Origin of the sequence: Labedella gwakjiensis (assembly GCF_003014675.1) — a bacterium.
Classification (GTDB): domain Bacteria; phylum Actinomycetota; class Actinomycetes; order Actinomycetales; family Microbacteriaceae; genus Labedella; species Labedella gwakjiensis.
The window spans coordinates 1,981,232-1,995,406 of record NZ_PYAU01000001.1; the positions used below are offsets into that span (position 1 = coordinate 1,981,232).

The window sequence follows — 14,175 nt, forward strand, 5'->3', positions numbered from 1 at the left end:
CCCGCTCCCGCGAGATCGCGACCTGCCGGGCAGGGAAAAGCCCGCCCGGGATGAGGGGGGGTCCCGGGCGGGCAGTCTGTGGGGTGCGTTACTGGACGCGAGCCTCGGCGGACTCGTCCGCGTCGTCCGACGGCAGGTGCACGTCGTTGACGGTCACGTTCACCTCGGTCACCTCGAGGCCGACGATCTGCTCGATCGCGGTAGTGACGGCATCGCGGACGTCGTTCGCCACCTTCTGGAGGGAGACGGGGTACTCGGCCACGAGGGTGATGTCGACGGCCGCCTGGGTCTCGCCCACCTCGACCGAGACGCCCTGCGCCTTGTCCGTCTGGTTGATGGCGTCGCGGATCGCGCCGATCGCGCGGCTCACGCCGCCGCCGAGCGCGAAGACGCCGGGAACCTCGGCCGCGGCGATGCCGGCGACCTTGGCGACGACACCATCGACGATGACCGTCTTGCCCGTTCCGGTTCCCGCCTCGGTGAGGTCGGTCGTCGTGGTCGTCGTGCTGTTCGCCATGGTCCTTCTCCTTCTGTTTGTCAAGCTGCGGGCGCCCGGGTGGCTGCCCGTATGGGGTCTCGTCGCGTTGTGCGATAGTCACTACAGAGACGAGCCGACGGACGGTTTCGTCACGCGGATTCCCGAATTTTTTTCCGGGGAGTCCGTCGTTCGGGGCGAGGAAGGGTCGGGATGGACGCGAGATCTCCCCTCTCCGACGCCTCCGACGGCATCCTCGCTGCGCGTGCCGCGGACGGCGACGCCGTGGCCTTCGAAGCCCTCATGCGTCGATACGGCCCGATGCTCCGGGCCTACGCGGTGAAGGTGCTCGGTTCGAACGACGAAGCCGACGACGTCGTGCAGGAGTCGTTCATCAACGCGTGGAACCACGTGGCCGAGCTCGCCGACGTGACCGTCGTGAGATCCTGGCTCATGCGGTTGGTCTCCAACAAGGCGATCGAGCGCATCCGACGACGGAAGTACCACCGCGACATCGACGACTGGGACGCACCGGGTCCTGCACAGAACACCCCGGAGCGTCAGGTCGAGATGAGCATGCAGATGCATGCCCTCGCGCAAGCGCTCGGTCGGCTCCCCGCCGAACAGCGCGAGTGCTGGGTGCTCAAGGAGGTCGGTGGCGTGTCATACGCCGACATCGCGGAGGAGCTCGATCTGCCGGTGTCGACGGTGCGGGGCCTGCTCTCCCGTGCACGGCGCACCTTGCTCAAAGACATGGAGGAATGGCGATGAGGGACGACCAGGGGGCGGAGGCGGGCCCGGAGGAGGTGCTCGGCGGCCTCGATCCGGAGGCTCTCGACGGCCACACCGTCGAGGAGCTGTCCGACTATCTCGACGCAGGCCGGACGCCGCGCAACCCGGACATCGAGAACTCGCCCGGCTGCCTCATCGCGCTCGATGCGCTAGGGCGACTCCGTTCTGCGACGTGGGAGATGCTCGAGGCCGAGGCGGTCGAGGACCGCGAGCGCGACGACAAGTGGATCAAGAACGTGATGGACAACATCAGCAGGGAGGCGCGCGCCGGTCGGGACATCCCGATCACGAGCGTCGACCCCGATGTGCACCTCTCGATCACCGAGGGATCCGTGCGCGGACTCATCCGCGCGGCCGGCGACGGCGTGGGCGGCGCGATCGTCGGCCGTGTGCGTCTCGACGGCGACGTGAACGTTCCGGGCGTGCCGATCTCGATCGACGTGACGGCATCGGGCGTCTTCGGACGCAACCTGCTCGAGTTGGCGCGCGAGATGCGTGTCGTGATCGGTGACACCCTTCGCGAGCACACGGAGCTTCAGGTGACGTCCATCGACGTGACCATCCAGGACGTCCACACGAGGCGGACGGCGAGCACGGAGGACCCACGGTGAGCGATCTCGAGCTGTCCAGAGAACTGACCACGGTCGTGGCCGCGGTTCCCGGAGTGGTGGGCGTCTACCCCGCCGGGCCGCTCCATCGTACGGTGGGTCTCGCCGTCGCCAACGCGACGGCCGCAGACGACTCGGCTCCCGCGAAGGTGTCGCTCACGCGCACCGGAGACGCCGGGCTGCGTGTGGAGGTCGCGGTGGGCGTGCTGTCCACATTCCCCGTGCCCCTGACGCTGCGCGCGGTGGGCGACGCCGTGCGAGCCCACCTGACCGGAACGCCGATCGAGGGTGCCCTCGACGTGCGCGTGACCGTCTCCCACATCGAGACCCCGACCCCCACTCTCACCCCATAAAGACGGAGATACACCACGTGGTTCCGTGCTGTATCGCGATCTTTTTGGGGTCAGAGGGGTGGGGTGAGGGCGGCGAGGGCGGCGTCCATCTCCTCGGCCATGTGGGCATAGCCCGTGTCGTCCGGGTGGAGCCCGTCTGAGGCCATCCAGCTGTCGGCCGACTCCGCGTAGTGCCCGTCGAGCCAGCGGCTCGCACCGGGGATGTAGTCCGCGTCGATCTCGGCTGCGGCCTCCTCGACCCAGCCGCTGATCACGGCGAGCGACTCGGGCCGCTCGGCGGTGTACCAGAACGGCTCCACCACGATGAAGCGCGCGTCGGGCAGGGCATCGTGGAGCCGCGTGAGATCGGCGGTGATCTGTTCGTGGATGCGGTCGGCCGAGCTCGCATAGCTGAAGTTGTCGTTCAGGCCCATCGTCACGAAGACGATGTCGGGCTCCGCCGCGATCACGATGTCGGGAAGGTCGCCGCTCCCCTCACCGAACGCGTTCCGATGATTGATGAACCCGAGGCCGTTGACGCTCGGGTTCACCTCGCGCCACCCGCGCTGCTCGGAGATCACCGTCGACCAGCGCTTCGTGTAATCGCTCGCCCCGGTGCCGAGGGTGTACGAGTCGCCGTAAAACGCGACGACCGGACCGTCCCCCTCCGGAACCGCCGTGCTCTCGGCGCTCGGTGCGGTCGAGCAGGCGGCGAGGGACCCGCCGAGCACGAGGGCGCCGACGGCTGCGATGGTGTGACGGATGCGGCGGCTCATACCTGATCGTTCCATGCCCGGCGTTCGGAACGGCCGCCCGGGCGGATGTCGCCGCTCCGCCGTCCGGTCAGGCGACGGTCCGCTGTCGCCGCGCCGGCCAGGAGTACAGGGCCGATACGATGCGCGACCGGTGCGAGAGCCATGCCATGGCCCACGGCACGGCCAGACCGAGGACGAGCAGGACGATCACCATCAGAGTGCTCTGGTCGAGTCCGACGCGGCCGAGGATGTGGACGGAGAGGGTCACGACGATCCAGTGCGTCGTGTAGTACACGATCGAGTCGCGACCCATGGCGGCGAGGCCGCGGCCGACAACGGTGGTGGCGACCCATCCGCCGAGCGGCACGGCGACCAGGACGAGCCCGACGACACCGACAGCGGCCACGAGGTCGTAGCGCAGACCGGGCAGCTGCGTCGATGCGACGGCCGTGCCGACGGCGGCGAGGGCGGCGATCACGAAGACGACCGGGCGCCTCGCGAGACCCTCGAAGCGAACCCTGTACCGTGCGGCGACGTCGCCGAGGAAGAAGAAGGCCAGGAGGAAGGTGACACGGGTCCACCCGTCGCCGTCATTCAGGAGCATGCTCGCGATGAGCAGGAGCGGGATCGCCGCGGTGCGCACGACGGCCGGAACGACGAGGGCCACCACGTAGAAGGCGAGCAGGTACGCCAGGTACCACGTGTAGGTGGTGGGGGAGAGGACGAGCTCCACGAGCCGCTCGGGGCCGTAGTTGCCGTCTCCCGCGACGGAGCTGCCGAACCACAGGAAACCGACGATGACGGCCGTCCAGACGAGCCACGGCCACCCGATGTGCCGGAGCTTCCCGACGAGATACTGGCGAGGGGGCTTCTTGAGCGATCGGGCCAGGAGCAGACCCGAGCAGAACATGAGGGTGGGGATGCGGAACGGCGCGAGCGCGTCGTTCAGCACCACGGCCCACGTCGGTGCGTCGACGTCGGCGACCTTGAGTGCGATGACGACGTGATAGAACACGACGAGCAGGACGGCGAGGCCGCGCGTCACGTCGACCCATCGCAGCCGATCTCCGGTCCTCGCCGAGCCGCTCTCGGTGAGCGGGGCGGTCATGCAGACACGGTTCCGGCGTTCGGGCGCGCGGAACGGACGACGGGGACGGCGGGGCGGGGGCGGCCGACGTCTTCTCCGTGGACGGGATCGGTCATGCGGCTGACGATATCAATATCGATGCCCGCGTGGGCGCGTTCTGGTCAGAGGGGTGGACGACGGCGTGAGGTGGTCGTCGGGGGTAGTGGTTAGGCTTCCCCTATGTCGACAGCCCCAGCGCCCGAACCCCGTCGTTACAGCTATCTGGGGCCGCGCGGGACGTTCACGGAGGCCGCGCTCGCTCAGGTCGAGGAGGCGCGCGGCCAGGAGTGGCGGTCGGTCAACAACGTGGGCGAGGCGCTCGACGACGTGGTGAGCGGGCGCAGCACCGCGGCGATGATCGCGATCGAGAACTCGATCGAGGGGGGCGTCTCCGTCGCGCAGGACGCGCTGTCGACCATGCCGGGTCTGCGGATCATCGGCGAGTACCTCGTTCACGTGGGCTTCGTCCTCGTCGTACGCCCGGGGACGCGGCTCGAGGACGTCCGGGTCGTCACGGCTCACCCGGTGGCCTATGCGCAGTGCCGCGGTTGGCTCGACCGCGCCTTGCCCGGCCACGCCCACATCCCTGCGTCGAGCAACGTGCAGGCCGCCGCGAGCCTGCTCGAGAACGAGCTCGCGGACGCGGCTGTCGCGCCCCCCACGATCGTCGACCACTACGCGCTCGAGACGGTCGCCACCGGCATCATCGACAACCCCAACGCCGTCACGCGCTTCGTGCTCGTCTCCACCACCCGGGAGCTCCCGCGCCCCACGGGCGCCGACAAGACGAGCCTCGTCGCCGAGCTGCCGGTCGACCGTGCGGGAGCCCTCCTCGAACTCCTGGAGCAGTTCTCCACGCGCGGCGTCAACATGAGCCTCCTCGAGTCGCGTCCCATCGGCGACGAGCTCGGGCGGTACCGGTTCATCATCGATGCCGATGGGCACATCCTCGATGAACGCGTGGCCGACGCCATGCTCGGCGTCCGCCGTTTCAGCCCGAGCGTCGTCTTCCTCGGCTCCTACCCCCGGGCCGACGGCGTGCGTGTGAGCTTCGACCCGCGCTACGACGACGACGTGTTCATCGATGCCCGCGACTGGTTGCGCGCGATCGTGAGCGGGGAACCCGACGTGCCTCCGCGCCTCGGCTCGACCCCGCAGGGCGCGTCGAACCCGGCCGCCTCGTAGTCGGCGCCGAACGAGACACGTAGGAAGAGAGGAAGGCCCATGGCAGAGTCGCAGGACCTCGACCCCCGGCACGACCCGATCTACCAGCGCGGCTACGACCCCGCCGTGCACGGCGGTGGCCGCCCCCCGAGCGAACCGGACAGCCGACGCTCGCGCGCGCGGCGTGCCGTGGACGATGAGCTCTTCGCCCCGCCGGGCGCCACGCGTCGCGAGCGAGCGGAGCATGCACCGGAACGGCGTCCCGAGCCGGCCCCGGACACGGCACGGGCGCCCCAGCGGATCGAGCCGCCCGCGTGGTCGCCCTTCGCCGAGCTCGTCGACGAGTCGCCGGGCGACGAGGACGGGACCGACGGCCAGACCGTCGTCGTGACGGCCGGGAACGACGCGTCGACGACGCGTGTCGAGGATGAGCGCGCCGCGTCCATCCCGCCGTGGAAGAACCCGTACCTCCTGGGCCTCGTCATCGGCGGGGCCGTGCTCGCGCTCGTCGGCTTCCAGATGTTCCGCGCCGCCCTCGAGACGATCTACGTCGACTTCGCGCAGAGCGGCGTGATCTACGGGGAGACGTCGGGTACGGAGGACACACCCGACCCGACGGCCGAACTCGTTTCCATGCAGATCGGGTGGTCGATCGGCCCGCTGCTGTTCATCCTCGGCATCGCGGCCATCCTCGCCGTCCTCGTGTTCGTCGCCGTGCGGTGGCGCCCCGCGGCGAAGGCGCCGGTGCGGCCGGACGGCGAGCCGGACGGACGCGGACCGGACGAGCGATGATCCGGGTTCGGCGTCGCCTCCTCCTCGCGCTCGGGGCGCTCGCGGTGCTGCTCATGGTGGGCGGCTCGGCTCTCGTCGTGGTGGACGCGAACGCGCGCATGGCCGCGGCTGCGCAGGCGGTCACCGACGTCGCCGACTTCTACGAGGAGGAGCAGGGATACGATGTGGGCCCGCGGGCGCCCATGCTGCGGACCCTGCTCGCGGACTCCCTCGCGAACGACGGGCCGATGCCTGCGGCTTTCACCCAGGGCGGGGACGACTACGTGAACGTGAGCTACGGGGCGTTCGGCGGCATCTTCTCGATCATTCCGCTGCAGCGGCCGTGGGCTCCGCGCATGCTCGTCATCCCGATCGCGGCCGGTGGTGTGCTCCTCATGACCGTCCTCCTCATCGGTGCGGCCGGGTGGACTCCGCGACGGCGTTCGGTGCCGGGAACGGAATGAACCGCCTCCGCCCGTTGGCGGTCGGGATCGTCGTGGCCGCCCTGGTTCTGGGCGGCATCGCGATCGTGCTGCTCGACGCCCGAGCGCGCGTCGCCGTGGCGTACGAGCAGGCCGACCGGGTCGCAGCCACCCAGAGCGTGGCAGCGGACTACACGCGGAACTTCTGGAGCCAGCCGCACATCGTCCGGGACGCGGTGACGGAATCGCTCATGTACGACGCGATGCCGGTGTTCGTCATCACCGGGAGCGAGGCGAGCGTGTCCGTGGGCTACGGAGCGTTCCGTACCGGGAACGTCTTCCCCACCCCGCTCGTGCCGTGGTCACCGCGTATGGTGACGGCGCCGCTCGCCATGGGCGGCGCGCTGGCGATCACCGTCACGCTCGTCGCCGCCTCGCGCTGGTCGCCGCGCCGCCCCCGCATCGCCGTTACGCGCGGTCGTGCAGGGTCACGTGGTAGCCGTCCGGGTCGGCGAACGTGAAGGTGCGGCCGAACGGACCGTCGATGGGCTCCGACACGATGGTGTGACCGTCGGCCGCGAGTGCGTCGTGGATCGCCTGCACGTCGGTGGCGTGCAGCCAGATCGCCGCGCCGATACCGGGCTGAGGCGTGGACGCGATGTCCGTGCCTGGCACGATGTCGCGCAACGCGAAGGCGATCGGCGTCGTCGTGAAGACCACGGCGTGGGGAGGGCCGGCGGGGGAGCGCACGAGTCCGAGGTACTTCTCGTAGAACGCCTGCGAGGCATCGAGATCGGAGGTCTGGAGGGAGATGAAGTCGGGTCCGGTGACCGGCATGTCGAGAGTCCTTTCGTCGTGTCAGTTTTCTGACACGGATCAATCTATGTCAGAATACTGACATGAGTCAAGACGGCGCGGGAATCGATCTGGAGACGTCGCTCGGATACCTCCTGAAGGAGGCGTCGAGCGCCCTCCGCGTCGCGATGGAGGCGGCGCTGCGTCCGCTCGGCATGACCGTGACGCACTACTCGTGCCTCGAACTGCTGTCCCAGCGGCCAGGGCTGTCGAACTCCGAGCTCGCGCGCGGGGCCTTCGTGACGCGCCAGTCGATGAACGTCTTGCTGCAGGCGCTCGAGCGGGACGGCTACGTGACGAGACCGGAGGAGGCGCGCGTCGGGAAGGTGCTGCCCACACGGCTCACCCCGCTCGGCCGTCAGCGGCTCGAGGTGGCGACGGCGGCCGTCCGAGCCGTCGAACTCCGGATGCTGCGCGGCATGACGCCGGATCAGCAGGCTCAGGCCTTCGACGCGCTCCGCAGCATGGTCCGCTCCCTGCGGGGCGACGAGCCCGAGGTCGGTGAGCCCGAGGTCAGCGAGCCCGAGGTCAGCGAGTAGCGATCCGATGGGGCGCCCGTGCGGTGACCGGCGCCGGGACACGGACGCCGAGAGCGCCCGGCCGTGTCGTGAAGCGGACGGAGCGGCCCATGCCAAAGTCATCGCCGTCGAGCTCGACCTCGTTCGGTTCGTCGAGCGACAGGAGCACGCCGGAGCTCCGCAGGTAGGTGATCGTCTTCGACTGGACGCCGCGCGCTCTCGCCTTGATGATCTGGCGTCCGATGCTCGATCTCTTGAGCGCGCGGTTCTGCCACGTGACCTTGCGCCACACCTGCACCCATCCCCAGAGGCCCTTCGGCTGGAGGACGGCGATGTCGAGGAGACCGTCGTCGACACTCGCGTCCGGGAGGAGTTCGATCCCGCCGGGCAGGAGCCCGCAGTTGCCCACGATGACGGTGGAGACGTGGGCGCTGTGCTCGTGTCGCCCCTCGAGGCGATACCGGACGCGGAACGGCTGCGACGTGGGGATCGCGCGGAGGCCGGCGTCCACGTAGGCGAGCCAGCCGACGGCCTTCTTGAGAGCGGGGTTCGTGCTCGCCATGATGCGCGCGTCGATGCCGACGCCCGCCATCACGAGGAAGCCGTGGGTGTCGACGGAACCGTCCTTCCGCTCAATGCGGACCTCGCCGATGTCGATGTTCCGCGTCGTCCCGGTGAATGCGTGGGTGACGCTGTGGGACACGTCCGACAGTGCCAGGTCGAGGTTCCGGGCTAGGAGGTTGCCGGTTCCCGATGGCAGGATCGCGAGCGGCACCCCGGTGCCCGCGAGCGCCTCGGCGACCGAGCGCACGGTGCCGTCGCCGCCGGCGGCGAAGACCATCGACGCGCCGTCGGCCACGAGCGCGGCCGTGACCCCGGCGCCCGGGTCCTCGATGCTCGTCTCCACCCAGCGCGTGTCGCCCCACCCCTCGGCGACGGCTGCGAGCTCCACGATCGGACGGAGCGCATCGACGTCGATCTTCACGGGGTTGTAGACGACCGCGGCCCATCTCGACTCCGCAGCTCCCATGGGGACAACCTACCCCGCCGCATAGACTGGACCCTGTGATCGATCCCGTACTCCTCCGTGAGAATCCCGACCTCGTCCGCCGCTCACAGGAGGCACGTGGTGCCTCCGTCGAGGCCGTCTCCTCGGCCCTCGAGGCCGACTCCGCGAAGCGCGCGGCGATCACCCGCTTCGAGACGCTCCGCGCCGAGCAGAACGCGCACGGTAAGCGCGTCGCCCAGGCTCCCAAGGAGGAGAAGGCCGAGCTCGTCGCTCAGGCCAAGGGTCTCTCTGAGCAGGTCAAGGCCGCGCAGCAGGAGCAGAACGAGGCCGATGCCCGTTTCGCCGAGGCGATGAAGCAGATCCAGAACATCGTCATCGACGGCGTCCCGCCGGGCGGGGAGGACGACTTCGTCACGCTCCGCGAGGTCGGGGACCGGCCCACGTTCGACTTCGAGCCCCGCGACCACCTCGAGATCGGCGAGATCCTCGATGCGATCGACATGACGCGCGGCACCAAGGTGTCGGGTGCGCGCTTCTACTTCCTCAAGGGAATCGGTGCGCGCCTCGAGTTGGCCCTCATGAACCTCGCGCTCGACCGTGCGCTCGAGGCGGGCTTCATCCCTCTCATCACGCCCACCCTCGTGAAGCCCGAGATCATGGAGGGCACCGGATTCCTCGGCGCCCACGCCGACGAGATCTACTACCTGCCAGACGACGAGCTGTACCTCACGGGCACGAGCGAGGTCGCGCTCGCCGGCTACCACGCCGACGAGATCCTCGACCTGGAGAAGGGTGCGCTCCGCTACGCCGGCTGGTCGACGTGCTACCGGCGCGAGGCCGGTTCGTACGGCAAGGACACCCGCGGCATCATCCGCGTGCACCAGTTCAACAAGCTCGAGATGTTCGTCCACACGACCCCGGAGGACGCGGAGGCCGAGCACGAGCGCCTCCTCGGGTACCAGGAGCGCATGATGACGGACCTCGGCCTGTCGTACCGCGTGATCGACACGGCGGCCGGCGATCTCGGGTCGAGCGCAGCGCGCAAGTTCGACGTGGAGGCCTGGGTCCCCACACAGGACGCGTACCGCGAGCTCACGTCCACGTCCAACTGCACCACGTTCCAGGCGCGTCGCCTCGGCATCCGCTTCCGCGGCGAGGAGGGGAGGACGAGTCCCGTCGCCACGCTCAACGGCACGCTCGCCACCACCCGTTGGCTCGTCGCGATCCTCGAGACTCACCAGCAGGAGGACGGTTCCGTCGTCATCCCCGAGGTGCTCCGCCCGTACCTGGGCGGCCTCGAGGTCGCGGTGCCCGCCCGATGAGCGGGGAGACGCGGCTCGTCGCCCTCGACGTGGACGGCACGGTTCTCGGCGAGGACGGTTCGCTCGCCGACGAGGTGCGCGACGCCGTCCGCGCGGCGGCGACCGGCGGCGACATCGTGACTCTCGCGACCGGGCGCAGCTGGGACTCCACGCACCCCGTGCTCGAGATGCTCGGCCTCGAGCCCGAGTACGTCGTGTGCGCGAACGGCGCGCTCGTGATGAAGCGCGACGCGGCCGAGGAGTCCGGCTACAGGCGCCACCTCATCGAGACCTTCGACGCCCGTCCCGTGCTCGAGACCATCCACGCGAGCCTCGACGACGGCCGCTACATGGTGGAGCTGCCGGACGGCTTCCGGAAGTACACCGAGGGCATGGTCGACTGGACCCTCGACAACGCCGAGAAGGTGCCGTTCGAGCGGTTGTACGACGAGCCGGTCATGCGTGTCGTCGTCGTGTCGCCCGGCCAGGACGAGCAGGAGTTCCTCGAGAGCGTCGAGCGGATGGGGCTGCACCAGGTGGCGTACTCGATCGGGTGGACGGCGTGGCTCGACATCGCGCCGCAAGGCGTGAACAAGTCGACGGCGCTCGAGCACGTGCGCGAGGCTCTCGACATTCCGAGCGATCGAGTGCTCGTCGCGGGTGACGGTCGCAACGACATCGAGATGTTCGAGTGGGCCGTCGCCGGCGGGGGCACCGCGGTGGCGATGGGACAGGCGCCCGACGAGGTGCTCGCGGCGGCGAACACCCGCACGGCGCCCATCACGGAGAACGGGCTCGCCTTCGCGCTGCGCGAGCACCTCGCCCGCTGATCGGTATCGCCCCGTTCGATGTCCCGCGAGACCCCCGAGATACCGGTCGGCGCCGGGCGAGAGCTCGGGGAGCGGGCGCGCGGGACGATCGACACGCCGATCGAGGAGGTCGTCGACGTCGGGGTGATCTCCTGGTTCCCTTCCTTCGGAGCGCAGGCGGACGCGATCCGGTCGAAGCTCCGGCGGGCAGCGCGGGAGGCCTGGGAGGAGAGGCAGGACGCTCTGCTCGCCGAGCGGCCCGACGCGCGTGACGCGGTGCGCCCGGCGAGCTGGAGGGCGAGCCTGCGCGTCCTCGGATTCCTCGGGGGCGCGACCGTCGTCGCGTCGGTCCTCGTGGCACTGGGGTTCTCGAAGGGAAGTACGCCGCCCCTCCCCGCCTCCACGGCTGCGGTGGTCTCCGGGATCTCCTCCGTGGTGGCCCTGCTGTGCCTCGGGGGATCGCTCCTCTTCCCGACGACCATGGGTCGACCGAGCCGCCTCGTGTCGGGGCCGCTCTGGATCTCCGCGATCGCCGCGCTCGGCTCGGCTGCCGCTCTGCCGCTGCGTCCCGCCACGTGGGGTTCGACGACTCCCGTCTGGTGGTCGGTCACCGCGGTGACCGGCGTGGCGCTCCTGGTCCTCGCGGTCGTGGTGAGCGTGTGGCGGCGGCGCCTCGCGGGCGCCGCGCCGATCGACGACGACGACGTCGACACGCTCCGCCTCTCGGTGGTGCGGCAGGAGCTCGAGCGCGCCGTGGTCGAGGTGGAGCAGGCATGGCGGCGGGTCGACCCCGCCGTGCGCGACGCACTGCTCCGAGAGCGCGACGTCGCGCTGGCGACCATCGCCGAGCGCACGCCGGGTGTGCTCGACCCCGATTGGGTGCGTTCGATGATCCCGGGCACGATGATGCTCCCTCACGTCGCCGATCAGGCGCACAGCAGCCTCCATCTCGGGGCCGCACAGAAGATCGACAGGGCGGCCGGCGGCCCGTACGGGTACTTCGTGGGGGAGGCCCGGGAGCGGGGTCGAGAACCCCGCGCGTAGGCCCGGCCTCCGGTTGGACTTTCGGATGCCCAGGGGATGCCCTTAGGATAGGCATGCCTAATCCCACCGCTTCTTCCGAAGGACTTCCGTGCGCTCTTCTCGCAGAACCCTCTCCGTCATCGCCCTCGCGGCGGCCGGCGCCCTCAGCCTCGCAGCCTGCTCCAGCGGCACCGGCGGCTCCACGGACGGAGCGTCGGAATCCGGCTCCTCCGCCGGATTCCCCGTCACCGTCGACCACGTCTTCGGATCGACGGAGATCGAGGCGAAGCCCGAACGCGTCGCGACCGTCTCGTGGGCCAACCAGGACGTCGCTCTCGCCCTCGGCGTGGTCCCCGTCGGCATGACGGCGCAGACCTACGGCGACGACGACGGCGACGGGATCCTCCCCTGGACCTACGAGAAGCTCGAGGAGCTCGGAGGCACCGACGACCTTCCCGCTCTCTTCGACGAGACGCAGGGCCTCAACTTCGAGCAGGTCGCCGACACGACGCCTGACGTGATCCTCGGCGGGTACGGCGGGTTCACGCAGGAGGACTACGACACGCTCACGCAGATCGCCCCCACCATCGCCTACCCGGACAAGCCGTGGGGCAGCACGTGGCGCGAGATGGCCGAACTCGACGGCGCGGCACTCGGCCTCGCGGATGAGGCCGACGCGCTCATCGCCGAGACCGAGCAGCAGCTCGCAGACGCCGTGGCGGACGAGCCGGCCCTGGAGGGCAAGACCGCCATGGTCGGATACTTCACCCCGGGCGACAGCACGATCGGCTACTACTCCACGAGCGATTCGCGCACGAGCTACCTCACCGACTTCGGCCTCGAGATCCCCGAGAGCCTCCAGACGCTCTCCGACGAGAACCCGGAGTTCTACGGCACGGTGAGCGCCGAGAACGCCGACACCTTCGACGACGTCGACATCATGGTGGTCTACGGCGACGACACGACCATCCCGATGCTCGAGGCCGACCCGCTGCTCTCGCAGATGCCCGCCGTCAAGAGCGGATCCGTCGTCGTGCTCGACAACAGCCTCCCCATCGCGGCGACGCTCACGCCGACGGTGCTGAGCATCCCGTGGTCGCTCGACGAGCTCACCGACATGCTCGCCACGGCGGCGAAGAACGCAGACGACGCGGCGTGATCGCAGCACCCTCGCACGTCGAGACGCCGGCCGGACCCTCGCGGTCCCGGTCGGCGTCCCGCCGTCGTCGACGGGTGCTCGGTCTTCTCGGATGCCTCGTCGGGCTCGTCGCCGTGACGATCCTGTCGGTCGCGATCGGCTCGCGGGAGGTGTCGCTCGAAGAGATCCTGCGCGCCTTCTTCGACCCGTCGGCCACCGGCCTCGCCGAGGAGGCGGTGCGTGCGCGTGTGCCCCGCACGGTCCTCGGCCTGCTCGTGGGCGCCGCTCTCGGCCTCTCCGGCGCCATCATGCAGGGCGTGACCAGGAACCCGCTCGCCGACCCCGGCATCCTCGGCGTCAACACCGGTGCGTCGCTCTTCGTCGTCACCGGCATCGCCTTCTTCGGGATGACGACGGTCACCGACTACATCTGGCTGGCCCTCGCCGGCGCGGCCGCGAGTGCTGTCTTCGTCTACACGGTCGGCTCCCTCGGTCGCGGCGGCGCGACCCCGTTGAAGCTCGCCCTCGCGGGTGCCGCGACGACGGCGGCGCTCAGCTCCCTCGTCTCGGCGATCGTGCTGCCGCGAGTGGACGCGCTTCAGGTGTTCCGGTTCTGGCAGATCGGCGGGATCGGCGGAGCGACCTGGGATGCGATGGGCACCGTCCTGCCGTTCCTCGCGGTGGGGGCCGCGCTGTCCCTCTTCTCCGCCCGGTCGCTCGACGCCCTCGCCCTCGGCGACGAGCTCGCGACGGGCCTCGGCGGGCGCATCAAGACCGCGCGGGCCGTCGCGGCACTCGGCGGCGTGCTGCTGTGCGGTGCGGCGACAGCCGTCGCCGGTCCCATCGGCTTCATCGGACTCGTCGTTCCCCACTTCGCCCGCATGCTGGTCGGCAGCGACTACCGCTGGATCCTGCCGTACTCGGTGGGCTTCGGCGGACTCCTGCTGCTGCTCGCCGACGTCGTCGGACGCGTCGTGACGCGGCCGAGCGATATCGAGGTCGGCATCATCACCGCGCTCATCGGTGCCCCTGTCTTCATCGCCGTCGTGCGCCGACAGAAGCTCAAGGAGCTGTGAC

The 14,175-nt window shown here is 70.0% G+C and carries 18 protein-coding genes; 13 read left to right on the forward strand and 5 right to left on the reverse strand.

From position 1 onward, the window contains the following. Positions 1-88: 88 nt before the first annotated feature. Complete coding sequence (locus CLV49_RS09380; protein ID WP_106563311.1) at positions 89-517, reverse strand: Asp23/Gls24 family envelope stress response protein; 429 nt, start codon at positions 515-517, stop codon at positions 89-91. Positions 518-688: 171 nt separating this feature from the next. Between CLV49_RS09380 and CLV49_RS09385 the strand changes: the two genes are divergently transcribed. From CLV49_RS09385 to CLV49_RS09395, 3 genes are read left to right on the forward strand one after another with little or no spacing between them, the layout of a single operon-like run. Next, positions 689-1,246, forward strand: a complete 558-nt coding sequence (locus tag CLV49_RS09385; protein ID WP_106563312.1) for an RNA polymerase sigma factor — start codon at positions 689-691, stop codon at positions 1,244-1,246. Continuing rightward, entirely contained in the window at positions 1,243-1,878 is a 636-nt protein-coding gene (locus CLV49_RS09390) for an Asp23/Gls24 family envelope stress response protein (protein WP_106564993.1), read from the forward strand. The genes CLV49_RS09385 and CLV49_RS09390 overlap by 4 nt, the downstream gene beginning before the upstream one ends. Beyond that, on the forward strand, positions 1,875-2,228 hold the full coding sequence (locus CLV49_RS09395; protein WP_106563313.1) for a hypothetical protein: 354 nt from the start codon (positions 1,875-1,877) through the stop codon (positions 2,226-2,228). Before CLV49_RS09390 ends, CLV49_RS09395 begins: the two co-directional genes overlap by 4 nt. 50 nt (positions 2,229-2,278) lie before the next feature. Here the strand turns inward: CLV49_RS09395 and CLV49_RS09400 are convergent, their stop codons facing one another. Continuing rightward, the gene (locus CLV49_RS09400) at positions 2,279-2,983 is read right to left on the reverse strand and encodes an SGNH/GDSL hydrolase family protein (RefSeq protein WP_106563314.1); all 705 of its coding nucleotides are present in this window, start codon (positions 2,981-2,983) and stop codon (positions 2,279-2,281) included. Between the two features lie 67 nt (positions 2,984-3,050). Further along, on the reverse strand, positions 3,051-4,070 hold the full coding sequence (locus CLV49_RS09405; protein WP_106563315.1) for an acyltransferase family protein: 1,020 nt from the start codon (positions 4,068-4,070) through the stop codon (positions 3,051-3,053). Positions 4,071-4,268: 198 nt separating this feature from the next. On the opposite strand from CLV49_RS09405, the gene pheA reads away from it, so the two are divergent. From pheA to CLV49_RS09425, 4 genes are read left to right on the forward strand one after another with little or no spacing between them, the layout of a single operon-like run. After that, a complete protein-coding gene (gene pheA / locus CLV49_RS09410; RefSeq protein WP_106563316.1) occupies positions 4,269-5,273 on the forward strand; it encodes a prephenate dehydratase in 1,005 nt (334 codons plus the stop codon). Positions 5,274-5,312: 39 nt separating this feature from the next. Next, positions 5,313-6,044 (forward strand): hypothetical protein, encoded by a 732-nt coding sequence (locus CLV49_RS09415; protein WP_106563317.1) that lies wholly within the window; start codon positions 5,313-5,315, stop codon positions 6,042-6,044. Beyond that, entirely contained in the window at positions 6,041-6,487 is a 447-nt protein-coding gene (locus CLV49_RS09420) for a hypothetical protein (protein WP_106563318.1), read from the forward strand. Before CLV49_RS09415 ends, CLV49_RS09420 begins: the two co-directional genes overlap by 4 nt. Beyond that, positions 6,484-6,966: a hypothetical protein gene (locus CLV49_RS09425; protein WP_106563319.1), complete on the forward strand. Its 483-nt coding sequence runs from the start codon at positions 6,484-6,486 to the stop codon at positions 6,964-6,966. The genes CLV49_RS09420 and CLV49_RS09425 overlap by 4 nt, the downstream gene beginning before the upstream one ends. On the opposite strand, the gene CLV49_RS09430 is transcribed toward CLV49_RS09425, so the two are convergent. Continuing rightward, positions 6,914-7,282 carry a VOC family protein gene (locus CLV49_RS09430; RefSeq protein WP_106563320.1) on the reverse strand — a complete coding sequence of 123 codons (369 nt, stop codon included), beginning with the start codon at positions 7,280-7,282 and terminating at the stop codon, positions 6,914-6,916. The two genes, CLV49_RS09425 and CLV49_RS09430, sit on opposite strands and share 53 nt — an antisense overlap. A 62-nt stretch (positions 7,283-7,344) precedes the next feature. Here CLV49_RS09430 and CLV49_RS09435 point away from each other — a divergent pair, with 62 nt between their 5' ends. After that, the gene (locus tag CLV49_RS09435; protein ID WP_106563321.1) at positions 7,345-7,839 is read left to right on the forward strand and encodes a MarR family winged helix-turn-helix transcriptional regulator; all 495 of its coding nucleotides are present in this window, start codon (positions 7,345-7,347) and stop codon (positions 7,837-7,839) included. Here CLV49_RS09435 and CLV49_RS09440 read toward each other — a convergent pair. Then, on the reverse strand, positions 7,829-8,848 hold the full coding sequence (locus CLV49_RS09440; RefSeq protein WP_106563322.1) for a diacylglycerol/lipid kinase family protein: 1,020 nt from the start codon (positions 8,846-8,848) through the stop codon (positions 7,829-7,831). The genes CLV49_RS09435 and CLV49_RS09440 overlap by 11 nt on opposite strands. A gap of 35 nt (positions 8,849-8,883) precedes the next feature. Between CLV49_RS09440 and serS the strand changes: the two genes are divergently transcribed. The 5 genes from serS to CLV49_RS09465 all read left to right on the forward strand — a co-directional run bounded on the left by serS (position 8,884) and on the right by CLV49_RS09465 (position 14,174). After that, positions 8,884-10,149: a serine--tRNA ligase gene (gene serS, locus CLV49_RS09445; protein WP_106563323.1), complete on the forward strand. Its 1,266-nt coding sequence runs from the start codon at positions 8,884-8,886 to the stop codon at positions 10,147-10,149. After that, entirely contained in the window at positions 10,146-10,958 is an 813-nt protein-coding gene (locus tag CLV49_RS09450) for an HAD family hydrolase (RefSeq protein ID WP_106563324.1), read from the forward strand. Before serS ends, CLV49_RS09450 begins: the two co-directional genes overlap by 4 nt. Before the next feature lie 18 nt (positions 10,959-10,976). Then, positions 10,977-11,981, forward strand: coding sequence for a hypothetical protein (locus tag CLV49_RS09455; RefSeq protein WP_106563325.1), 1,005 nt, complete (start codon positions 10,977-10,979; stop codon positions 11,979-11,981). A gap of 88 nt (positions 11,982-12,069) precedes the next feature. After that, the gene (locus tag CLV49_RS09460; protein WP_106563326.1) at positions 12,070-13,119 is read left to right on the forward strand and encodes an iron-siderophore ABC transporter substrate-binding protein; all 1,050 of its coding nucleotides are present in this window, start codon (positions 12,070-12,072) and stop codon (positions 13,117-13,119) included. Further along, positions 13,116-14,174 (forward strand): FecCD family ABC transporter permease, encoded by a 1,059-nt coding sequence (locus tag CLV49_RS09465; RefSeq protein WP_243696629.1) that lies wholly within the window; start codon positions 13,116-13,118, stop codon positions 14,172-14,174. Before CLV49_RS09460 ends, CLV49_RS09465 begins: the two co-directional genes overlap by 4 nt. Position 14,175 lies beyond the last annotated feature (1 nt).